Annotated in this window: 21 protein-coding genes; 20 read left to right on the top strand and 1 reads right to left on the bottom strand. The window is 47.0% G+C overall.

Annotation, left to right across the window (positions count from 1 at the left end):
- The first annotated feature begins 2 nt into the window (after nt 1–2).
- From T525_RS0113195 to T525_RS0113170, 6 genes are all read left to right on the top strand, one after another.
- Nucleotides 3–419 carry a hypothetical protein gene (locus T525_RS0113195; protein WP_037325723.1) on the top strand — a complete coding sequence of 139 codons (417 nt, stop codon included), beginning with the start codon at nt 3–5 and terminating at the stop codon, nt 417–419.
- Complete coding sequence (locus T525_RS0113190) at nt 416–1,498, top strand: hypothetical protein (protein ID WP_156945842.1); 1,083 nt, start codon at nt 416–418, stop codon at nt 1,496–1,498. The genes T525_RS0113195 and T525_RS0113190 overlap by 4 nt, the downstream gene beginning before the upstream one ends.
- The gene (pilO, locus tag T525_RS0113185; protein ID WP_027407563.1) at nt 1,467–2,033 is read left to right on the top strand and encodes a type 4a pilus biogenesis protein PilO; all 567 of its coding nucleotides are present in this window, start codon (nt 1,467–1,469) and stop codon (nt 2,031–2,033) included. Before T525_RS0113190 ends, pilO begins: the two co-directional genes overlap by 32 nt.
- Nucleotides 2,034–2,118: 85 nt before the next feature.
- Nucleotides 2,119–3,276, top strand: coding sequence for a chorismate synthase (aroC, locus tag T525_RS0113180; protein ID WP_027407562.1), 1,158 nt, complete (start codon nt 2,119–2,121; stop codon nt 3,274–3,276).
- Nucleotides 3,276–3,785, top strand: coding sequence for a shikimate kinase (locus tag T525_RS0113175; protein WP_027407561.1), 510 nt, complete (start codon nt 3,276–3,278; stop codon nt 3,783–3,785). Before aroC ends, T525_RS0113175 begins: the two co-directional genes overlap by 1 nt.
- 16 nt (nt 3,786–3,801) lie before the next feature.
- On the top strand, nt 3,802–5,040 hold the full coding sequence (locus tag T525_RS0113170; protein ID WP_027407560.1) for an ATP-binding protein: 1,239 nt from the start codon (nt 3,802–3,804) through the stop codon (nt 5,038–5,040).
- Nucleotides 5,041–5,144: 104 nt separating this feature from the next.
- Here the strand turns inward: T525_RS0113170 and T525_RS0113165 are convergent, their stop codons facing one another.
- Nucleotides 5,145–6,026: a LysR family transcriptional regulator gene (locus T525_RS0113165; protein ID WP_027407559.1), complete on the bottom strand. Its 882-nt coding sequence runs from the start codon at nt 6,024–6,026 to the stop codon at nt 5,145–5,147.
- Between the two features lie 390 nt (nt 6,027–6,416).
- Between T525_RS0113165 and motA the strand changes: the two genes are divergently transcribed.
- The 14 genes from motA (at nt 6,417) to ftsY (ending at nt 22,631) form a co-directional block, all read left to right on the top strand.
- A complete protein-coding gene (gene motA / locus T525_RS0113160; RefSeq protein WP_051533622.1) occupies nt 6,417–7,163 on the top strand; it encodes a flagellar motor stator protein MotA in 747 nt (248 codons plus the stop codon).
- 3 nt (nt 7,164–7,166) lie between these two features.
- Nucleotides 7,167–7,937 carry a flagellar motor protein MotB gene (locus tag T525_RS0113155; protein ID WP_027407557.1) on the top strand — a complete coding sequence of 257 codons (771 nt, stop codon included), beginning with the start codon at nt 7,167–7,169 and terminating at the stop codon, nt 7,935–7,937.
- 46 nt (nt 7,938–7,983) lie between these two features.
- Nucleotides 7,984–8,355 carry a holo-ACP synthase gene (gene acpS / locus T525_RS0113150; protein ID WP_027407556.1) on the top strand — a complete coding sequence of 124 codons (372 nt, stop codon included), beginning with the start codon at nt 7,984–7,986 and terminating at the stop codon, nt 8,353–8,355.
- A 12-nt stretch (nt 8,356–8,367) separates the two neighbouring features.
- Nucleotides 8,368–9,240, top strand: coding sequence for an NAD(P)H-hydrate dehydratase (locus tag T525_RS15300; protein ID WP_051533614.1), 873 nt, complete (start codon nt 8,368–8,370; stop codon nt 9,238–9,240).
- Nucleotides 9,241–9,385: 145 nt separating this feature from the next.
- Nucleotides 9,386–10,465 carry a branched-chain amino acid aminotransferase gene (locus tag T525_RS0113140; protein WP_027407555.1) on the top strand — a complete coding sequence of 360 codons (1,080 nt, stop codon included), beginning with the start codon at nt 9,386–9,388 and terminating at the stop codon, nt 10,463–10,465.
- A 239-nt stretch (nt 10,466–10,704) separates the two neighbouring features.
- Complete coding sequence (gene cdaA / locus T525_RS0113135; RefSeq protein ID WP_027407554.1) at nt 10,705–11,556, top strand: diadenylate cyclase CdaA; 852 nt, start codon at nt 10,705–10,707, stop codon at nt 11,554–11,556.
- A complete protein-coding gene (locus T525_RS0113130) occupies nt 11,546–12,478 on the top strand; it encodes a YbbR-like domain-containing protein (RefSeq protein WP_027407553.1) in 933 nt (310 codons plus the stop codon). The genes cdaA and T525_RS0113130 overlap by 11 nt, the downstream gene beginning before the upstream one ends.
- Before the next feature lie 28 nt (nt 12,479–12,506).
- Nucleotides 12,507–14,126 (top strand): NAD(P)/FAD-dependent oxidoreductase, encoded by a 1,620-nt coding sequence (locus T525_RS0113125; protein ID WP_027407552.1) that lies wholly within the window; start codon nt 12,507–12,509, stop codon nt 14,124–14,126.
- Nucleotides 14,127–14,159: 33 nt separating this feature from the next.
- Nucleotides 14,160–15,515: a phosphoglucosamine mutase gene (glmM, locus tag T525_RS0113120; RefSeq protein WP_027407551.1), complete on the top strand. Its 1,356-nt coding sequence runs from the start codon at nt 14,160–14,162 to the stop codon at nt 15,513–15,515.
- An 11-nt stretch (nt 15,516–15,526) separates the two neighbouring features.
- On the top strand, nt 15,527–16,306 hold the full coding sequence (locus T525_RS0113115) for a sirohydrochlorin cobaltochelatase (RefSeq protein ID WP_027407550.1): 780 nt from the start codon (nt 15,527–15,529) through the stop codon (nt 16,304–16,306).
- Nucleotides 16,307–16,490: 184 nt separating this feature from the next.
- On the top strand, nt 16,491–16,835 hold the full coding sequence (locus T525_RS0113110) for an OadG family protein (protein ID WP_027407549.1): 345 nt from the start codon (nt 16,491–16,493) through the stop codon (nt 16,833–16,835).
- A 20-nt stretch (nt 16,836–16,855) separates the two neighbouring features.
- Entirely contained in the window at nt 16,856–17,989 is a 1,134-nt protein-coding gene (locus tag T525_RS0113105; RefSeq protein ID WP_027407548.1) for a sodium ion-translocating decarboxylase subunit beta, read from the top strand.
- A gap of 148 nt (nt 17,990–18,137) precedes the next feature.
- Nucleotides 18,138–21,698, top strand: a complete 3,561-nt coding sequence (gene smc / locus T525_RS0113100; RefSeq protein WP_027407547.1) for a chromosome segregation protein SMC — start codon at nt 18,138–18,140, stop codon at nt 21,696–21,698.
- An 18-nt stretch (nt 21,699–21,716) separates the two neighbouring features.
- Nucleotides 21,717–22,631: a signal recognition particle-docking protein FtsY gene (gene ftsY / locus T525_RS0113095; RefSeq protein WP_027407546.1), complete on the top strand. Its 915-nt coding sequence runs from the start codon at nt 21,717–21,719 to the stop codon at nt 22,629–22,631.
- Nucleotides 22,632–22,748 lie beyond the last annotated feature (117 nt).

Raw genomic sequence — 22,748 nt, 5'->3', positions numbered from 1 at the left:
TTATGGATAATGATCGGGGCAGTATTTCCCTTATGGCAGTGATAATGGTATTTGCCGCCTCCCTTTTGGTGACAGCCATGGGGCAGTTGAACAAAATGGAGCATAGGGCCGTGGAAGATAGTATAGTCAGTAATGAGTTGAGGATAATGGCGGAGTCGGCAGCTGAAAGGGAATATGAGAAAATACATCTGGACAATGAACTGCTGAGGGACATTCTTACAGAGGGAAGAAAAATGAAGCCTTTGGGAGAGACTGTGGAAAATGAAAAGGGCCGCTGTCAGGTCTTTGTGGGAGAGGGAAACAGCCAAGTGATTATTTGGGCAGTGGCGGAAAAGGATAGCAGCAAGGCCCAGGTGTGTTACATTCTGGTTTTTGATGAGGACACAGACAGATTTGTTTTAAAGGGATGTTTTTATTGATACTAAATGATTTTTTTCAGCAGAAATATAGGGATGTGGTGGCGGTTTATCCCCAGGAAAATATAGCTTACATGGCCTGTCTCAGAGTGGACAAAAAGAACGGTGTTTCCGTGATGTGGGTGGATTCCGTGGCGGGGGAGACAGCAGAGCTCCGCCAGAGGCTGACAGCCAGATTGGTTATTCATGGGTCCGGAGGCAGCGAGGTGGTTTTTTGTATAGGAGATCAGCTGCTGGAAACTGTGGCCCGTGAGATGCCGGGGCTAACTCCAAAGGAGGCGGAGCAGGCAATTAAGCTGGAAATGGAATATTCCGGGGAAAGCTGCAGATGGACATATAAATACCAAGATGATTGGTTGACAGTAAAAAAGTTGTCGGCAGAGGATTACGGAAATTTCATTGATGACTACAGGGGAGATGTTTCCATTGCCGGGGTAGTGGCACTGGAGCCTCGGGAGGTTTCTGATGAATTATGGGAAGTTATGGAGGATTTTTCCTGGGGTAATATTTCCCCGGATAATCTTTGTGATGATGAAAGGGAACTTATCTGTACAGCGTTTAATTACATAAGGGAACTTGGATATTCCTTTGAAGGGGTTCCGGCTATATTTTATCGTTGGAACTGGCTGAAAATAGGTGCTTTGTTTCTGGCCATAAATGTTTTAATATCCGTATTTATCTGTTTGGGTTTCTTTCTGAAAAATCAGGAGCTGGCTGAAGAAAGCCATGGGTATAAACAGCAGCTGGCATTGCTTGAAAATGCCAATGATATAAAAAAAGAGGCCCGGGAATTGGCTGTGACCAGTAAAACAAAAGCTGGAATACTGGCTTCATTGCAGGACAGGGGATTAGGCATGTCGGGATATGCTGTTATGGTGCATTTATCCCATGTGCCTGCGACGGGGATTACTCTGGATGAAGTCAGGGCGGAGAACAATAAGGAGCTTATACTGAAGGGAAAGGCAGAAAATGTAGGTTTGTTGGTAAAATACATAAGTACACTGGGAAGAGAAATATCCATTGAGAAAACTCAGCAGGGTGAACAGGGCAATGTGGAATTTATTTGCAAGGGGCAGTTATAGGCTGGTGCCTGTAAAAATATATATTGGGGGCGTAGCTGTTGTGTTGGGGCTGTTTATCATATTACTGAATATTTTTATTATTCTGCCCCAGAGCCTACATAAAATTGAGGAAAATGAAAATACCCTCCATTCCCTTAAAAATCAGGTGGAGGATATTAACAGCTTCCAAAATGCCAATGGAGATATTGAAGTATATTTCGCCCGGCTGACAAAGGAATATCAAAGGATTGACAGGCTGCTTCCCGATAATGAATCAATATCGGGATTTATTGACATTATTCAACGCCAGTCAGAGGAAAAGGGGTTGGAATTAATTTCCATGAAGCCGGGGAAGGCCATAAGGGGGGACAAATGTACAGAACAGCCTATAGAGCTGGGGCTGAGGGGCGGTTATTTCCAGATTATGGATTTTTTTAAGACTATGCAGCAGGACTCCCGTTATACAAAAACCAATTCTCTTTCCATAAAATACTCACCACAAGGACTGGAGTGCCATATTAATGTTTCAATATTTTACTTATTAGGTGGAAAATAGGGATATTTTCTTGCTTTATGTAAACACTTATCATAGAATTAAAAGGTACTTGTATTTAAAAAGAATATCAGCTATGAGGTGTTTTATGAGCAATTTCAGATTTTTGACCTCCGGTGAATCCCATGGACAGTGCCTTACGGCCATTGTGGAAGGAATCCCCGCAGGGCTTAAGATAGATATTGACAGCATTAACAAGGATTTGGCACGCCGTCAGCAGGGCTATGGCCGTGGCGGACGTATGAAAATAGAGACGGATAAGGCAGATGTGGTTTCCGGTATCCGCTTCGGGGAGACTATGGGTGATCCCGTTACCCTTAGGGTGGTGAACCGTGACTGGCAGAACTGGACTGACCGTATGTCGGTATTTGGCCCGGAGTTTGGGGACAAGGTTACTGCGGTGCGCCCGGGACATGCTGATCTGACAGGGGTTCTCAAGTATGACCGCAATGATGCCAGGGATATTCTGGAGCGTGCCAGTGCCAGAGAAACCGCAGCCAGAGTGGCTGTGGGGGGCCTTTGTAAGGAGTTTTTGAAGGCCTGTGGCATTGCGGTGGTATCCCAGGTTATCAAAATTGGGGGCGTCTCCGTCAATGAGGCCAATATTGACAGAAGCAAAATTGGCAGTGGGGAATCTGAGCTTAACTGCTATGACCCCGAGGCGGAAGAAAAGATGAAGGAAAAGATACAGGCAGCCATGAAGGCCGGAGATACCCTGGGCGGGGTATTTGAGGTTATTGTCCGTGGGGCACCTCTTGGCCTGGGCAGCCATATTCAGTGGGATAAAAGGCTCGACGGCAAGCTGGCTTGGGCCATGATGTCCATTCAGGCCATTAAGGGCGTGGAAATTGGTGCCGGCTTCCAGTGCGGCGAGCTTCCGGGCAGCCAGATTCACGATGAAATGTTTTTGGACGATGCCAACAGGGTATATAGAAAAACAAATCGGGCCGGTGGTCTGGAGGGTGGTATGACCAACGGTGAGGAAATTTGTATCAAGGCCTGTATGAAGCCAATTCCAACCCTGATGCAGCCCCTTAATTCCGTGGATATCGGCTCCAAAACAGAGGTCAGTGCCTGCAAGGAGCGCAGTGACTGCTGCGCCGTTTCTGCTGCATCTGTGGTGGGGGAGGCTATGACAGCCATTGTTATTGCAGAGGCAATGCTGGATAAATTTGGCGGGGACGCCATGGTGGATTTGCTCAGTGCATTGGATAAATACAGGAACAGGGTTCAGGGTGGATTATGATAAAAAATGTTGTGTTAATTGGCTTTATGGGGGTTGGCAAATCCAGCACCGGCCGTATGTTGGCCAACATGCTTGGATTTAAGTTCATTGACATGGATAAAGCCATCGAGAAAAAATATCACATGACTATTCCTGAAATGTTCGAGAAGCATGGTGAGGCCTATTTTCGGGAGAAGGAAAAGGAAATGTGCCGGGAAGTGGCTTCCAGAAAAAGCGTGGTAATTTCCACTGGGGGCGGTACTGTAAAGGACCCTGAAAACGTGGCTATTCTTAAGCGTACTGGCAAGATTGTGTGTCTTTCCGCCAGTGTTGATTCCATTATGGAAAGAACCGCCACAAGGGGGACCAGACCTATTCTGGATGCCATGGAGGACAGACGACAGGGGATTATTGATTTGTTGGCGGAGCGCCAGCCCATGTATGCCCAGGCGGATTATACACTGGACACCACTGATTTATCGCCCTTACAGGTGTCCCAGGATATTATTTCCTATATGAAACGAAGATAAAATGGGAGGTCATAAAATGATTTCGATTGACCTTGAAAATATGCTGGTGTGCAGAAGTATATTGAAGGACAAGCTGGTACAGGAGCTTATCGCCTCCAGCAGACAGCCTGATGATTTGGCCCTTAGCCATGCCTTCGCGGGGCATCTGGTGGAAAAGGCAGAAAACGAAGGATGGAGCGGTAATCTGATACGTGCCCTGTTTCTTCATCTTCTCAGTCAGGAGGGCTGTCTGGCAGCCAAAATGGCTGAGGTATCCAAGGGAGCAATTGGTGAGAGCCTTAAAAAAGCCTTTGTACATGACATAAAAAAATTGATGCCATTGCTGTTCAACAGGGCCTCCGGCATTGTCAATATAAGTATTTTGGATGACTATTCCCCGTCTATTCCTTATACTCTTGAGGCCACTGATTTCCTGGAAAAGCAGCTGGCGGGCTGTACTACACCAGAAAAAGTGGCAGAGGCATTTTTGGTGTTTTATCAGAAGTACGGCTATGGAGAAATCGCTTCCCATCAGGCCTTCTCCTGGGATACAAAGCATCAGAAGCTGAAGGGGATACGTCACTTTGAGGCTATGGATTTTGAGGATATTATTGCCTATAAGCGTCAGAAGGAACAGCTTATCAATAATACCCTGGCCTTTATAAATAAAAGACCAGCCAACAACGTGCTGCTGGTGGGAGCCAGGGGAACAGGAAAATCTTCCGGGGTTAAGGCACTGGCAAAGGCATATTATAGTCAGGGCCTGAGATTGCTTCAGATGCAGAAGGCACAGCTTAATGAGCTGCCTAAAATCATGGCAACACTGCGACAGTATGCCAGCAAGCGGTTTATTATCTTTTTTGATGATCTGTCCTTTGAGGAATCAGACAGCGAGTATAAGTATTTAAAATCTGCCATTGAAGGAGGCGTAGAGTCCTGCCCGGAAAATGTGCTGATTTATGCTACATCCAACAGGCGTCACCTTATTCGTGAGACTTGGCGGGACAGGGTGGATGGTCAGGATGAGCTCTTTAGAAATGACAGCATTAACGAGACCATATCCCTGTCGGACCGATTTGGCCTTATCATTACATATCTGGAACCGACCCAGGATGAATATCTGGATATTATAGACCACTTCCTTGGGCAGGAGGGAATTCATCTGGAACGGGAAGAACTGAGAATTTTGGGACATCAGTGGAATCTGGAGCATTCAGGCCGGAGCGGCCGAAGTGCCCGCCAGTTTGTGACCCATTATTTGGGGCAGATGAGGTAAAAAGTAACAATAAAATATATAGGCAATATAATAGGCTTTGGAAATGCGTTTTAGCATAACCAAAGCCTTTTTTATGGTGAATATGTTTTCTGAAGGAGAGTATCTTAATGATGCTCGTTCAGAGTGTTTTTGCAGAAATCAATAAAGGACTGGGCAGCCTTGGAAATATAGCGTTCCTTTTTCCAGGCAAGGCCCAAATCAACGTAGATAGGATCCTCGAAAGGCAGAATCTTAATGCCCGGGGTTCCCTTTACAATGAAGTCAAGCAGGAAGGAGATGCCCACATTGCTGCTGACCAATCCTTTGATGGTCTCAATCTGATTGGATTCCAGCACAATATTTGGGGAAATATTTGCCATTTTCAGCTTATTTAAAACCATATAGCGAAGGAAGGAACCCTCCTTCAGCATTATAAGATCAGCCTCACTGATGTCGTTGATATTTATGGAGCTCTTGTGGGCCAGCGGATGCTCATTGGGAACACAGGCCACAATCTGGTTTCGGGCCATAGGCAGGAGCTGCAGGTTGGAGGAGGCATCAGACAGTATAACAATACCAAAATCCAGCTCATCCCGCTCCAACTTCTCGCGAATGGTCATGGAACCCTCCTCGTAGAGATAAATATCCAGGTGAGGATAGAGGTGCTGGAAGCTGGAGAAAATTTTAGGGAACAGATAGGCACCTATCATGGACGGAATGCCAATTTTTATGGTTCCCTTTTGCAGCTGCTTATAGTCGTTGACTTCGAGAACGGCATCCTGAATGTTTCTCAGAGCCAGTTCAATGCGATTAAGAAAAATTGTGCCCTCAGGGGTGAGGGAAAGCTGCTTTTGGCTGCGGTCAAAGAGCTGAATACCCAGTTCGGCCTCCAGTTTTTTGATGGCCACTGTAATATTGGGCTGGGAAACATTTAAACGTTCTGCCGCCCTGGTGATATTTTTTAACCGACTCGCCATCTGAAAATATTCTAGCTGTCTTAATTCCATTGGTAATCACTCCGATATAATAAATAGGGAAAAATGACCGATAAATCAAAATTATCCGCTGATTATTATATCATATATTACACAAATCTTAAATAGCTCTTATGGTTGTATAATAAAAATTTATTCTTGTTTAATATTTGTAAATATTTAGGTATTAAGTATTTTGGATTTTTGATAATTTTGTTGTATAATTAGTATATATTTATCTGTGGGAGTAGGATTTTTTGTACTTCTGTTGAATATACAAAGTATATAGGCGCAGTGATTGGATCAGCTGTGCCCGTGATAGAAAAAATAATTGCAATCTATATATGTTCGTCATATTTACAGCATGTAATGGGTTGAACGGGGGGAATTATTTTGGAATTAGCGACAGTCGTTGGCCTGGTTATGGGTCTCATATCAGTATTCGTTGGTATGGTAATCAAGGGTGCTCCAATATCAGCGCTGAACAATCCTGCGGCGTTCCTAATTATCATAGGTGGTACCGCATCTTGTATTTTCATCGGTTTCCGTATGGACCAGGTGGTGAGGTTCCCTAAACTCATTGGCATGACCTTCAAAAAGAATGCCCTGCAGTCTTCCAGCGAACTCCTGACATTATTTATTGAATTGTCTCAGCTGGCCCGCCGTGAAGGTATTCTGGCTTTGGAAAGCAAGGTTCAGGAGATTGAGGATCCGTTCTTCCGTACTGGTCTGGGTATGGTTATTGATGGTATGGAGCCTGAATTCGTAAGTGATGTTCTTGATGCGGAGCTGTCCATTATGCAGGCCCGTCATGCAGAAAACCGTTCCATGTTCTCACAGGCAGGAACCTATGCACCGACACTGGGCGTACTTGGCGCCGTAGTAGGTTTGATTGCAGCACTTGGTAACTTGAATGATATTGATAAGCTGGGTCACTCCATTGCGGCGGCATTCGTAGCAACAATACTTGGTATATTCACCGGTTATGTATTGTGGCTTCCGTTCTGTAATAAGCTGAAGATTCTGTCTGAGCAGGAAATTAATCAAAAGCGTATGATTATCGAGGGTATTTTGTCTTTGCAGGCAGGTGACTCTCCTACAGCAATAGAGGCCAAGCTGATGGTATTCATTCCTCAGACGGCACGCGAAGGCTTGAAGAAGGAGGAGTAACAGATGGCAAAGAAGAAAAGACCAAAGCCCCATGAAGAAGAAGCTTCAGAGGCTTGGCTCCTGCCTTATTCTGACTTGATGACTCTGCTTTTGGCGTTGTTTATTTGCTTGTTCGCAATTTCCCAGACTGATGAAACCAAGCTGACTCAGATGGCACAGGCATTCAGTTCTGCCTTTAATTTGGGCGGTCCGTCCTTCTTCCAGGGGGCTGGCCCTTCAGCCACCAGTTCCCGTGACTATTTGTCTGATGAGGATGGCGGTGCCGAGGCATATCTGGCAGAGAATAATCAGCTGGAGGCTGTAAAGAGGAGCCTGGATCAGTATATTGACCAAAATGAATTGCAGGAGGATCTGAGCACCACTCTCACAGAGGATGGGCTTATGATCAGAATCAAGGAAAAGGCGCTGTTCCCTTCCGGTTCAGCTGATCTTGTTCCAGGAGTGCAGCGTATCGGTCCTGCCATTGCAGCACTGATTGCCCCTATTCCGCAGCGCATTCTGATTTCCGGTCATACAGATGATGTTCCGATTAACACACCACAGTTCCCTTCCAACTGGGAGCTCAGCTCGGCACGTGCCCTGAATTTTATGAAATATATTCTGGCCCAGGATTCCCGCATGAATCCGGCCCGTTTCAGCGCATTGGGGTGCAGCCAGTACAGACCAATTGCTGATAATGTAACTGACGAGGGACGTACCCAGAACCGTCGTGTTGAGGTTCTCATCGAACGTGCAGTTCATCTGGATAAATCGGCAATGCAAACAATTCGTTAATGTTAAAGGGCTCTTTTGGGGCCCTTTTTTCGTATGGAGAAATGGTATGATTATAGGAATTGGCGTAGATATTATTGAACTGGAGCGGGTGAAAAAGGCTGTTTCTAGTGAGGCATTTTTAAAAAGGGTCTTTACTCCGGAAGAAATTAAATATTGCCAGGCCCGGGGGAAAAGCAGCGTTCAGTCCTTCGGGGGGCGTTTTGCGGCCAAGGAGGCTATCCTGAAGGCCTTTGGAACCGGCCTTAGGGGCGGTGAGCTGGTGGACATAGATATCTATAATGATGATATGGGCTGTCCAAGGGTGAAGCTGTCCGGATGGTTTGCGGAATATGCTGAGAAAAAAGGGGTAAAGCATATCTGGCTGAGTATTAGCCATTCGAAAAACAGTGCAGTAGCTCAATGCGTAATGGAAGGATAAGGGGTAGTGGCTATGAAGGTGGATTTACTTCCCATAAATAAAGAGCTGGTAAGAGAAATTATGTTGCCACGGCCAAGGAATTGCCATAAGGGGACCTGCGGAAGAGTGCTGATTATTGCCGGCTCTACAGGGCTTACGGGGGCAGCCGTTATGGCTTCCCGGGCAGCCATGAGGGCCGGGGCAGGGATTGTAAGTCTGGCCTGCGGGGAAAGTCTTAATAATATATTTGAAATTAAGCTTACTGAGGTTATGACCATACCCGTAAAAGAAGCTGAAAAGGGATATCTGGGAGTGGAAGGACTGGATTTTCTGCTGGAAAAGGCAGAACAGTTCGATGTAGTTCTCATGGGACCAGGGCTGGGCCGCCAGGACAGTACCATGGAGCTGGTGCGGGAATTTGTCTGTCGCACGGAGACTTCCCTGATAATCGATGCAGATGGTCTGTACGCCTTTCGCGGACAGTGCAGCCTGCTAAAAAAGTGCAACCATGTACCTGTATTGACTCCCCATCTGGGAGAGCTGGCCGCTCTTCTGAATATTTCTGTCAGCGAATTGCAGAAGGATCGTTGCAATATAATAAAAAAGACAGCAGAAGAAAATAATGTAATTCTGACAGCCAAAAGTGAGGAAACAATTGTTGCCTATCCTGATGGAAGAATGTATGTTACCACAGTGGGCAATCCTGGAATGGCAACAGCGGGCAGTGGTGATGTGCTGGCAGGCACCATTGGGGGGCTGTGGAGCCAGACAAAGGCCGATGGGGCCCCGCTGGCGGGAGTGTATGTTCATGGCAGAGCCGGGGATTTGGCCTATGAGGACTACGGCAATGGGCTGATTGCCACGGATATGATTGATAAAATTGGTAAGGTGCTGTTGGAATTGTAGTTGCTGTTTTGTGGACATGGTTTACAAAAAATGACAAAATATGCCAAAAAATTCTTGATTTATTACAGTGAAAAGACTATAATTCATTATTATATGTTTACATAAGTGCACTAAAAAGGTGCATAAAGTTAGGAGATGTATTTTTATGGCAGATGTTCGTTTTGTGAAGGCGGATACTTTGAAAGCAAAGCCTGATGTTACCAAAATCGGCTTTGGCACACATTTTACTGATTACATGTTTGTAATGGACTACGAGGAGGGCAAGGGCTGGTATGATCCACGCATTGTGCCTTATGAGGACATTAAGGTTAGTCCGGCAAACACCACAATTCATTATGGCCAGGCAATTTTCGAGGGCTGCAAGGCTTATCACTACAAGGGCAACAAGGCTGTAGTTTTCCGTGCCAAGGACCACATTGCAAGACTGAATAAATCTGCCAAGATTTTGGATATTCCACAGGTTGACGAGAAGCTGGTGTATGATGCCCTTATGCAGCTCATTGACATTGAAAAGGATTGGATCCCTGATGGCCCTGGTCAGAGCCTTTATATTCGTCCGTTTATCTTTGCCAATGACCCTTATCTGGGGGTTAGCGTCAGCAAGTGCTACAAGCTGATGATTATCCTGTCTCCTGTGGCTGCATATTATGCCCATGGCTTTGCACCTGTTAAGATTATGGTGGAGGATACTTATGTAAGAGCAGTTCGTGGCGGTCTGGGTGCTGCCAAGACTCCTGCCAATTATGCCGCTTCCCTTCATGCAGGCCTGGTAGCTCATGAGAAGGGCTACGACCAGACTTTGTGGCTGGACGGTGTTGAGCGCAAGTACATTGGTGAAGTTGGTTCCATGAATATCCTCTTCAAGATTGATAATAAGATTGTTACTCCTGAACTGGACGGCACTATTTTGGACGGTATTACCAGACGTACTGTGCTGCAGGTGGCCAAGGCCTGGGGCTATGAGGTGGAGGAGCGCAGAATCTCCACGGATGAGCTGCTGGAATCCTACAAGAACGGCAAACTGGAGGAAGTATTTGGCTCCGGCACTGCGGCAGTAATTTCTCCTGTAGGCGAGCTGGGCTATGACAGCGTTGATACCAAGATGGTATTCAATGAGGGCAAGATTGGACCATTTGCCCAGAAGATGTACGATTACATCGATGGCCTCCATACCGGTGAAGTTGAAGACACCTTTGGCTTTATTGATGTAGCTGGTGAGTATTAATATAAAACTGTGGCGTTCCTCTGGAAAAGGAGGGACGCCTTTCTTTTTTGCGGCAAATCACCTTGTTTTCATAAAGTGGTGCTACTATAATATTAATATAGTTGCAATTAAACAAATTTTTGAGAATAATAATGCAATTTTTAAAAAAACTTATTATTTTTCATAGCAGGATTTTATTTACTGATGATAGAATAAAAAATATATATGGTTGTGTATTATAGTAACGAGGAGTTTTGGATATGCCGTTTGATTTGCCAATTCCTTCCCAGATACACGGTTTGATTAAAACTGTGGGCTTTTGGGATGTAATAGATATATTGATTGTGGCCGTAATCCTTTACAAGGTTTACGAAATGCTGCAGGATACCCGGGCCATCACTTTGGTGAAGGGCCTTATTGTGCTGATGATTGTTACCCTTGTGGCCAGTATTTTGGAGCTTCATGTTATTTCCTGGCTGCTGCAAAAATCGGTACAGCTTCTTTTTGTGGCCCTGCCAATCGTATTCCAGCCGGAGCTGCGCCGTGCTCTGGAGCGCTTGGGACAGGGACGCTTCCTTGGCCTTGACCAGTATCTTGATGCAGAGGAGGCCAATTCCATTACCAATGAAATTGATAAGGCTGTATTTAATATGGCAGACAAGAAGATTGGTGCCCTGCTGGCCATTGAAAAAAATGTGGGAATAAATGAAATTATCGATACAGGTATAAAAATTGAAGGCCTTGTAACCACGGAGTTTTTGATGAATGTTTTCATTCCAAATACCCCGTTACATGATGGTGCAGCGGTGATTCGCGGTAAGAGACTGGTGGCAGCAGGCTGTTATCTGCCACTTACGGAAAACCGTTCCCTCAGCAGTGAGCTGGGAACCCGTCACAGGGCTGCCATAGGCCTTTCTGAGCAGTGTGATGCAGTTATCATTATTGTCAGTGAGGAGACAGGTGTTGTTTCTGTGGCGGAAAATGGCCGCATTGAGCGTTACATGACCCATGACAGCCTGCGTCAGCGTATACGCCCTCTCTTCGTAAAAGAGAAGTCAAGCATGAAATTTAAGGACATTATTGCAAATTGGAGGAAGAAAGATGATGAATAGAATCCAGAGTTTATTCAGACATAATCTTCCCGCCAAGATATTGGCCCTGTTGGGGGCCATTGTTCTCTGGTTTTTTGTAATGAACGACGAGAACCCCTCTGTAAATTCCACCTTTACGGTGCCGATTTATACCATCAATGAGCCGGAGGGATATATCGTCAGGCTCAGTACCCGGGATGTGACATTAAAAGTTAAGGCTCCCAGGGCTTCCTTTACCGCCACAAAGACGGATGATTTCAAGGCCTATGTGGATCTGACCGATGCGGTGGAAGGCACCAACAAGCTGAGGGTGCGGACCGTGGTTCCTCAGGGCTTTGAAGTTGTGGATGTTTCTGATGAAACCATTGATGTTGTTATGGAATCCCTTGTGGAAAGGGATCTGTCGGTGGATATACATGTTACCGGCAATACTGGCGCCCATAGTGCCCTGGAAAAGATTGTTCCGGAAAAGAGCCACATTAATATAAGCGGGCCAAGAAGCAACGTGGAAAGAGTAAACAGGGTGGTCGGCTACTTGAATCTGGCCAACAATACAGCTGATTTTGGGGTGAAGGTTAAACTGACCCCTGTAGATGTGGACGGGAATATTGTTGACAGTGTGACCTTATCTTCTCAGGAAATAAGTGTAACAGCCAAGATACTGAGCGGCGTTGACAAGAAAATGGTTCCAATTAAGCCTGCATACAGCGGTATTCCGGAACAAGGCTTTGAGGTTGGAGAAGCAACTGCCCAGCCTGACAAGGTGGAGATTACGGCCAAGACTGAGGTCTTGGAGACGCTCAATGAAATTTTCACGGAAAACATTATGGTGGACGGAGCCAATGCTGATGTCATAAAAGACGTGATTCTTGACCTGCCGGATGGTATAATATCTCCGAGCAAAAAGGTTACCGTAAAGGTACAAATCAAAAAAGCGAAATAGTGATTGAGCAATAAGAGAGGTAAGCTGAGTGATTAGGATACAGAACTTTAATGTTTCCTTTGATGATAGGACGCCCCTTAATGTCTTGGTTGAAAAACGAATGGAATTACCACCTCACTCCGTCAGTGAGGTGGTAATTGTGCGTAAAGCCATAGATGCCAGACGTTACAAGGGAGCGCCCATTAAATTTGTTTATATTCTGGACGTTGCAGTGGAGGGTAACGAAAAGAAAATACTTAACCGCTTCAGAAAGGATAAAAATATAGACTGGGCCCCTAAAAAGGTGATGCCGAAAAAATTCCCGGCACCAGATGTTGCGGATATGCCACCAGTAATTGTGGGATTTGGTCCCGCAGGAATGTTCGCAGCCCTTACATTGGCCAGAGCCGGTTATAAACCAGTGGTGCTGGAACGGGGCAGGGACGTGGACAGCCGTCATGCTGATATAAATACATTCTGGACGGGAGGACCATTATGCGCCCAATCAAATGTCCAGTTTGGTGAGGGCGGGGCCGGAACCTTTTCTGATGGCAAGCTCACCACAAGGGTAAATGACCCTCTTATCAGTGCTGTACTGGAGGATTTTGTTAAGGCCGGTGCCCCGGAGGATATTAAATATCTCCATAAGCCTCACATTGGTACAGATATGCTGCGTACTGTGGTTAAAAATATCCGTCTTGAGGTGATTCGTTTAGGCGGCCAGGTGCGTTTTGAAAGCCAGGTTACGGGCATAGAAAAAAACAGTGATGGCTCCATAAAAGCTGTTATTATAAATGACAGTGAGCGGATGGAGGTATCGGCGGCCTTCTTTGGCATTGGACACTCTGCCAGGGACACATATAAAATGCTTTATGATTTTGGCCTCAGCATGGAGGCCAAGCCCTTTGCCGTTGGTGTACGCATCGAACACCCTCAGGAGATGATAGACAGAAATCAATACGGAGATGCCACGGGCCATGAAATGCTCCCGGTGGCGGATTATGCTGTTACATATAATGACAGGGAAAAGGGCCGTGGTGCCTATTCCTTCTGCATGTGCCCCGGAGGCCAGGTGGTGGCTGCCACCTCGGAGGAGGGGGGCGTTGTTACCAACGGCATGAGCAACTACAAGCGCAATTCCGGAGTGGCCAATTCCGCTTTGCTGGTTACAGTAAACACCAAGGACTTTGCGGATCATGTGCTGGGAGGGATTGAGTTCCAGCGCAAGTGGGAGCGGGCGGCCTTCAAGGCCGGAGGCGGGGATTATTACGCTCCCGTTCAGACTGTGGGGGACTTCCTTTCCGGAAAATCAGGCTCCACCGATTTCCTCACCACCCCTTCATATCAGCCAGGGGTACGGGCCGTGGATTTGCACCACTGCCTTCCGGATTTCGTCAGCGGAATGCTGACAGATGCCCTGCCATATTTTGGCAGAAAAATAGCAGGCTTTGATGACAGCGGGGCTGTAATGACGGGAATTGAATCACGCTCCTCGGCTCCCTGCAGAATTATCAGGGACAAGGCATCCTTTGAGTCCGAAAGTCTGTCGGGCTTTTACCCAATCGGTGAAGGGGCAGGCTATGCCGGCGGCATAATGAGCGCGGCTCTGGATGGTATGAATGCAGCACTTGCATTTTTGGATAAAAAGGCTCATACTAAAGGAATGTGAATTTGAAATTACTAACTTGGAGGTTATTTAATTATGGCAAGATTATTTGGTACTGATGGTGTGCGTGGCGAGGCTAATGTTGAGCTGACTCCTGAGCTGGCATATCGTCTGGGCAGAGCAGCAACTCTGTATTTTGGTGAAAATTCTGAAACCATGCCAAAGATTCTCATTGGCCGGGACACAAGAATTTCCGGTCAGATGTTTGAGGCCGCATTGTGTGCTGGTATCTGCTCCGCCGGTGGCCGTGCAATTATTGTGGGTGTTATTCCAACTCCTGCTATTGCATATCTTACCAAGAAAAAGAATGCTAACTGCGGGATTGTTATTTCCGCTTCCCATAATCCATTCCACGACAATGGCATCAAGTTCTTCGGCGGCAATGGCTACAAGCTGCCTGATTCCGTGGAGGATGAGCTGGAGGAAATTGTAAGAAAGATTGAGGCAGGAGACGACTTTCCTCGTTCCACCGGTTCCAAGATGGGCTATATAGACTATCGCCATAACTACATTAACGAGTACAAGGATTTTATTCTGTCCACCTGCAAGGAGCGCTTTGACGGCATGAAGATTGTGCTGGACTGCTCCAATGGTGCAGCATACGAAGTAATGCCAATGGTGCTTAACAGCCTGGGGGCTGATGTTATTGTTCTCAATAATGCTCCAAACGGCAGAAATATTAATGATAACTGCGGCTCCACCCACATGGACCGCATTCAGAAGGCAGTAGTTGGTCTGGGAGCAGATTTTGGTATTGCCCATGATGGGGATGCTGACCGCTGCCTCTGCGTAGATGAAAAGGGCAATATTATTGACGGTGACCATATCCTGGTAATGTGTGCCAAGGAAATGATGGCTGCCGGGACCCTTACCCATAACACAGTGGTAACAACTGTAATGGCCAATATCGGCTTCCACAAGGCAGTTAAGGAGCTGGGGGGCAGAGCTGAGATTACCAAGGTTGGTGACCGCTATGTTCTGGAGAATATGTTGGCCAACGGCTACAAGCTGGGTGGCGAGCAGTCCGGCCATATTATTTTCACCGATTACAATACTACAGGTGATGGTCCTGTTACAGCCATTCAGGTTCTGTCCGCTGTAAAACGCAGTGGCAAGAAAGCTTCTGAGCTTAATGAAATGATGGTAAGCTACCCACAGCTTCTGGTTAATGTTGCAGTCAAGACCAAGGAAGGCTGGGAAGAAAACGCAAATATCAAGGCAGCCATCAAGGCTGGTGAGGAAAAGCTGGGGGCTGATGGCCGCATTCTGGTACGTCCTTCCGGCACAGAGCCTCTTATCCGCGTAATGGCTGAGGGTCCTGATCAGTCCCAGCTGGATGCAATTTGTCACGAAATTGCCGATGTTGTTTTAAAAGAACAGGGTGCAAGATAAGGTGTGAGAATATGAAGCAGGCAATAGTTGTTACTACCTTTGGGGTAGGGGACAAGGATGTAAAGAAAAAGTGCATTGATACACTGATTGAAGATATTCGCAATGCTTTTCCGGATTATGATGTTTTCGAGGCCTGGACCTCCCGTTTCCTGATTAAGAAGCTGGCAGCACAGGGTACAAATTATGAGACTCTGGAAGAGGTTTTGGGTGACCTCAAAGATGCTGGCTATGAGAAGGTCGTGGTGGCTCCAACTCATTTGACCCCGGGGCAGGAGTTTGACAACAAGGTTGTCAATGTGGTGGAGGAAGCCAAGGATGATTTCCGTGAGGTTCATCTGGCTGAGCCGGCTTTGGCAGGAAAGGGCCCTGAGGATTATGAGGGCATAGCAGATGTGCTCTTTTATCTTGATTCTCTGGAGCCTGGAGAAGAACTGCTGCTTATGGGACACGGCTCCCCGAAGCGCCATAACCCGGTTTACGAGTGGGTTCAGCAGTATGCGGATAAAAAACATCTGCCTGTTCATATTGGTGTTCTTGAAGCTGAGGATTACCCAACCCTTGATGATGTAATGAAGCGGCTTAAGGAAAAGGGCGTAAAGAAGGTATTTATGCGGCCAATGCTTCTCACTGGCGGCGATCATGCCACCGTGGACATGGCTGGGGACAATCCTGATTCCTGGAAGAATATTGTGAGTGCTGCCGGCATAGAGGTTCGCTTTTCCACCAAGGGACTTGGGGAAAATCATCTTTATAGGTCGATTTACATAAAAAGAATAAAAAATGCTTTGTAAGATGTGTGATAATTCTAATCATTTATGAAATTATGCCCAGTTGGTTCTTTAAAGTGGCGTAAAAGTCTGCTATAATGTATTAGTGTACTAAAAGTGTTAAAGGGGGGCACTGCTTCACCCTGAATATTATTATTCAAATTGAAGCGGTGGCAGTTTTAAATTTTTTTTATAAGGCGGTGTATTTATGGAAACTCAGAATCCTATTGTCATTATGCTTATTAACATGACAATCGTATTCGCGGTGCTGTTTGTGTTAAGCCTTTACATCAGATTGATCCACAAGATTGATCCGACTGCAAAAGCAGCAGCAGCTCCAAAGGCAGCTCCTAAGGCAGCCCCGGCTCCTAAGGCAGCACCTGCTCCTGTTGTGGAGAAGGGTATTGCCGATGAGACAGTAGCAGCTATTGCGGCAGCTCTGGCAACTATGGGTGTGGGCTTTTCTCGTGTTAAGGCTATCAGAGTGGCGGATCGTCCTCAATGGGGCGGTGCAGCCCGCACTGAAGGTCTTACTACCTTGAAGATGAGATGATAAGGAGAAGTCATTAGAGTATGGATATATTAAGCGCATTTTTAACATCTATCCAGTCAGTATGGCTGGACAGCGGTTTTGCATCATTTACCTTTGGTAATTTTGTTATGATTCTGGTTGGTCTGTTGCTTTTGTACATGGCCATCGGAAAAGAGTTCGAGCCACTTCTTTTGGCTCCAATTGCCTTTGGTTGTATCATGGCCAACTTCCCATGCACCGGCTTCCTCGAAGAGCCAGGCGTTATGAAGATGATTAACTATGGTATTCAGTTTGAGATTTTCCCTCCACTGATTTTCCTTGGTGTAGGTGCCATGACGGACTTTGGACCGTTGCTTGCAAATCCTAACACCCTGTTCCTGGGTGCAGCTGCCCAGTTTGGTGTATTTATTTCCCTGGCTGGTGCCATGGCTCTGGGCTTCACTGCCCAGGAGGCCTCTGCTATCGGTATCATCGGTGGTGCTGATGGCCCTACTGCTATTTACATGGCTTCCAAGATGGCTCCAAACCTTCTTGGTGCAATTGCTGTAGCAGCGTATTCCTACATGTCTCTGGTACCTCTCATTCAGCCTCCAATTATGAAGCTGATGACCTCCAAGGAAGAGAGAGCTATCAAGATGGAACAGCTCCGCAATGTTACTAAGTTTGAGAGACTGGTATTCCCAGTATCCGCTGCTATTATCATTTCCCTGCTGCTCCCACCTGTAGCTGCTCTTATCAGCATGCTGATGCTTGGTAATCTGTTCCGTGAGTCTGGCGTAACTGACCGTCTGTCCGATACTTCCCAGAACGCACTGTGCAACATCGTTACCATCTTCCTGGCTACTGGTACTGGTATGACCATGAGTGCAGAGCACTTCCTGACTGTACAGACTATTGAGATTATCCTCCTTGGTCTCCTGGCATTCGCTGGCGGTACTGCTGCTGGTGTGCTGCTTGGTAAGGTTATGTGCCGTCTTTCCGGTGGCAAGATTAATCCGCTCATCGGTTCCGCAGGTGTATCTGCAGTTCCTATGGCAGCCCGTGTATCCCAGATGGTTGGTCAGAAGGCAAATCCTTCCAACTTCCTCCTGATGCATGCAATGGGTCCTAACGTAGCCGGCGTTATCGGTACAGCAGTAGCTGCTGGTACCATGATGGCTATGCTTGCCAAATAAGTTAATTTGAGAATGTCCGAAGGGCTGAAAAGATGTGTTTATCTTTTCAGCCCTTTTCTTTGCCATGAAATGCGTATAAGAATATGAAAAAAATGGAATTTATGATAAAATAAAGTGTTACTAAATTTCAAACAGGCTGGTGTTTTAGTTGCAGTTAAAACGACTGGAGGCTTATGGTTTTAAGTCCTTCGCTGATAAAATAGAAGTAGATTTTGACAAGGGAATAACTGCCATAGTGGGACCAAACGGCAGTGGCAAGAGTAATATTTCCGATGCCATAAAATGGGTGCTGGGTGAGCAGAATGTCCGCAATATCCGTGGCACCAAGGCTGAGGATATTATCTTCAACGGCAGTGCTGCCCGCCGTGCCATGGGTGTGGCTGAGGTTTCTCTGGTGTTTGATAATGACGGCACCTTGCCGGTGGATTTTCAGGAAGTCACCATTACCAGAAGGCTTTTCAGAAATGGGGACAGCGAGTTCTACATTAACAGGGCCCGTTGCCGCCTGAAGGATATTACCAATCTCTTTGCAGACACCGGTATTGGCCATGACAGTATGGGAATCATCAGTCAGAACAAGATTGATGCTGTTTTAAATGCCCGCCCCGAGGAGAGACGCCTATTTTTCGAGGAAGCGGCGGGAATTACCAAATACAGGAACCGCAAGCGGGAATCCATGCGCAAGCTGGAGGACACAGAGGCAAATCTTCTCCGTGTCCAGGATATTATCGGTGAAATAGAGTACCAGCTGGAGCCATTAAAGCTCAGCGCAGAAAAAACGGAAAAATACAACGCCCTTCAGGAGGAATTGAAAAAGTTCAATCTGGCTGGAATTTATCTTAATTACCTTGATCTTAACAAGAAAAAGGCAAAGCACACTGCGGCCATTACTGCCAAGAAGGATCAGGAAATAGCAGCCAGAACCGCATTGCAGCTTTCTGAAAACCGCAAGGAGCAGTTTGACAAGGCAGTACTGGAGCTGGAAAAGGAACAGGAAACTGTTTCCCAAAGACGCAACGATCTTCGCAGCCAGCTTGAGGCAGCAGACAGTGAAATCAAGGTACTGGAGGAACGCCGCCGTCAGGGCAAGGCTTCCCGCCAGCTTTTAAGCCAGCAGCTTCGCGAATTAAAGGCTGCAGTGGAGGAGGCACAGCAGGATATTGATGCTTCTGCAAAGAGCGGGGAAGAGTCACAGAATGCCCTTGATGAAGCAACAGCCAAAATCCAGAAGTGCCGTGAGCAGGCCAAGGGCCTCCGTGAAGCCCTCCAGAAGAAAAGGGAAGAGCGCTCTGACCTTGAAAAGCAGCTTCAGGATGCCATGCAGAGCTATAATGAAAAGAACAGCCAGCTCATGCTTTTGGAGCGTGATCTGGAAAATGACAGCCAGAACCGGGGTGACCAGCTGCAGCAGCTGGAAGACCTGCAAAAAGAAATGGCCCTTTTGGAACGGGATCAGAGCCAGCTGACCCAGCTTATTGGTGAAATCTCCAAGGAGAAAGCCGCCAAGGCCGGAGCTATTGAAAACAGGGAAAAGCAGCTTAAAGAGGATAACCAGACCCTTGAGGACTTAAACAGAGAAAAGAATCAGCTGGAAGGCAGTATCCAGAAAATGGCCAGCCGACTGCAGATAATGGAAAATCTCCAGAATTCCTATGAGGGCTTTGGCAAAGCTGTAAAGGCCGTTTTAAAAGCCCAGACAGCTTGGCGTAAGCGGGTTTGCGGTACAGTGGCTGAATTGATGGAGGTTCCGGGGAAATATGTTACCGCCATCGAAACAGCCCTTGGAGGCAGTCTGCAAAATATTGTTACTGAAGATACCGATACTGCCAAGGCGGCCATTGAGTTTTTAAAGCAGGACCGCTTGGGCCGTGTTACCTTCCTGCCCCTTTCATCAATCACCCCGAAAAATAATCGGGAGAATTTGCCAAAGGGAGCGGCGGGAGTAATTGGCTGGGCCAACGAAATTGTCACCACTGAGAACTCATATGGGAAGGTTATGGATTTCCTGTTGGGAAGAACTCTGGTGGTTGATACCATGGACAACGCCATCAGCCTTAATAAGCAGATGGGGCAGCGACTTCGCATTGTAACCCTTGAGGGCGAGCTTCTCAGCCCGGGTGGTGCCATGACCGGCGGCAGCCATCAGCATCGTGAAAGCAGTTTTCTGAACCGTCAGGAGGAAATAAAGCAGCTTAAGGAAAAGCTGGCAAGCGATAAAAAATCCTTCGGGGAGTTGCAGGAAAAAGGCACTGCATTAATGGATAGAATAGAGGAAGCTTCTTCCCAGCTGACCTCACTGAGAAATGATCTGCACACCCTGGAAATGAGGGAGCAGGAGCAGACCCTTAATGGGGCAGCCATTGAAGAAAAGCTGTCAAAGGCAAGTGTTGACAGTGAAGCACTGGAGCAGGCCCTGGAAAATGCCCAGGCCAACTTCATTTCCACCCAGGAGCAGGTGGCAGCTCTTAGAAAAGAAACGGAAGCTTTGCAGACAAGGAATAAGTCCTTAAATGAAGAGCTTCAGGAAAGTATAGATGATTATGCTGATATGGATCAGGAGGCAGAGGATCTGTCCGTATTTACCAATCAACTGGAGCATGATAAAACTGTTCTTGAGCAGAGTATTTTGCGCATGAAGGAAAAGACGCTGCTTCGTCAGCGTGAGGTTTCCAGAAACGCAGAATCCATCGGCCAGAATGAGCAGGAGATCCGCAGACTGGACAATGAGCTGGAGGAAAGCCAAAACAAGATTGGCGGCCTTATTACCAAAACCCAGCATTTGCAGGATGATTATGCAGCGGCCAAGAAGGAATACAGCGAAGTTCACGAGCGCCGCATGGAAAAGCTGGTGGAAAGCCAGAAAAATGAAAAGGAAACAAAGGCAGCCCAGCAGCGTCTTAATGGTATTCAGGATGAGCTGCATCAGCTGGAGCTCAACGCTTCCCACACGGAATACGACTTGGAGCAGCTGGAAAATGAGATGCTGTCAGAATATGGCATAGTGCCGGAGCGTGCCGCTGAAATGGTGCCTGAAATGGAGCCAACCGCCCTTAAGCGTGAGCTGAAAAGACTGGAGCGGGAGATTGGCACCCTTGGTACTGTCAATCCAAATGCCCCGACTGAGTACAAGGAGCTTTTGGAGCGCCACGGCTTCCTGTCAGGAAACGCTGAGGATCTTACCAATGCCAAGGCGGATCTTCTGAAGATAATCGGGGAAATGGATGCCACCATGACCAAGCAGTTCAGGGAGGCATTTAACAGCATCAACCTTCTGTTCAAGGATATTTTTGTGAGACTCTTTGGGGGCGGCGATGCCAAGATTATCCTAATTGACAGGGAAAATGTTCTGGAGTCCGGCGTGGACATTGTGGTGCAGATTCCCGACAAGAAGCAGCAGAATCTGGCAGTGCTGTCAGGTGGTGAGCGTGCCCTTACAGTTGTGGCATTGCTGTTCTCCTTCCTGCGGTACAGACCTGCCCCATTCTCTCTCCTTGACGAGGTGGACGCTCCGTTGGATGAGGCCAATATTGGCCGTTTCGGAAGCTTCCTCGAGGAATATTCCGATAATACACAGTTTATTGTGGTTACTCACCGCAAGGGAACCATGGAGTCGGCGGATTCCATGTATGGGGTCACTGTTGAGGATGCGGGGGTATCCAAGATTCTCTCCGTAAAGCTGAAGGAAGCAGAATCCATGATAGATAATTAAAATCGTTGGAGGTTTAAAATGGGATTTTTTGATAAATTAAAAAAGGGCCTGACCAAGACCCGTGAAACAATTACCGAGAAAATTGAAAAGCTGGTTATTGGCTATGCCGATATTGATGATGATCTGCTGGACGAGCTGGAGGAAATCCTCATTATGGCAGACGTGGGTGTCAACACCACCGATAATCTCATGGAGGCTGTGCGCAAGGGCATCAAGAAGAAGGAAATCAACACCCCTGAGGATTTGAAACCATTTTTGGCAAAGCAGATTTCCGAGCTTCTTACCAAGGATTCAGATATCACCAAAATTGCCCAGGAAGGCCCTACTGTTATTTTGGTAATCGGCGTAAACGGTGTGGGGAAGACCACAACCATTGGCAAGTTGAGCAATTATTACAGGGAACAGGGCAAAACCGTTATGCTGGCCGCTGCGGATACCTTTAGAGCTGCAGCCATTGACCAGTTGGAAATCTGGGGGGAGCGCACCAACGCAAAGGTTATCCGTCATGAGGAAAACTCCGATCCTGCTGCTGTGGCCTATGATGCCGTAAAGGCGGCTGTGGCCCGTAATGTGGACATTCTCCTTATCGATACTGCCGGCAGACTTCAGACCAAATCCAATCTCATGGAGGAGCTGAAGAAAATTAACCGCGTTATTCAGCGTGAGATTCCCGAGGCACCACATGAGACATTGCTGGTGCTGGATGCCACCACTGGCCAGAACGCCATCAGCCAGGCCAAGCTCTTTACTGAGGCGGCCCCAATCTCTGGTGTAGTTCTCACCAAGCTGGACGGCACTGCCAAGGGCGGCGTGGTAATCGGCATCAAGGCCGAGCTCTCCATGCCAGTTAAGTGGATTGGCGTAGGGGAGGGCGTGGACGATCTCCGTCCGTTCGTAGCCGAGGACTTCGCCAAGGCTTTGTTTGAGAGATAAAAAATATCAGGGACTGCGAAAGCAGTCCTTTTTCTTTTGCATTAGGAATATTTTTCCTTTAGTAAAGGAAAAATTTGCATAATTGCGTTATAATATAAGATAACTGAGAGTTATCGT

It is taken from the genome of Anaerovibrio sp. RM50, assembly GCF_000622005.1.
Taxonomy (GTDB): domain Bacteria; phylum Bacillota; class Negativicutes; order Selenomonadales; family Selenomonadaceae; genus Anaerovibrio.
Note: the sequence above shows the minus strand (reverse complement) of the source record. Positions and strands in the feature narration are given on the sequence as shown.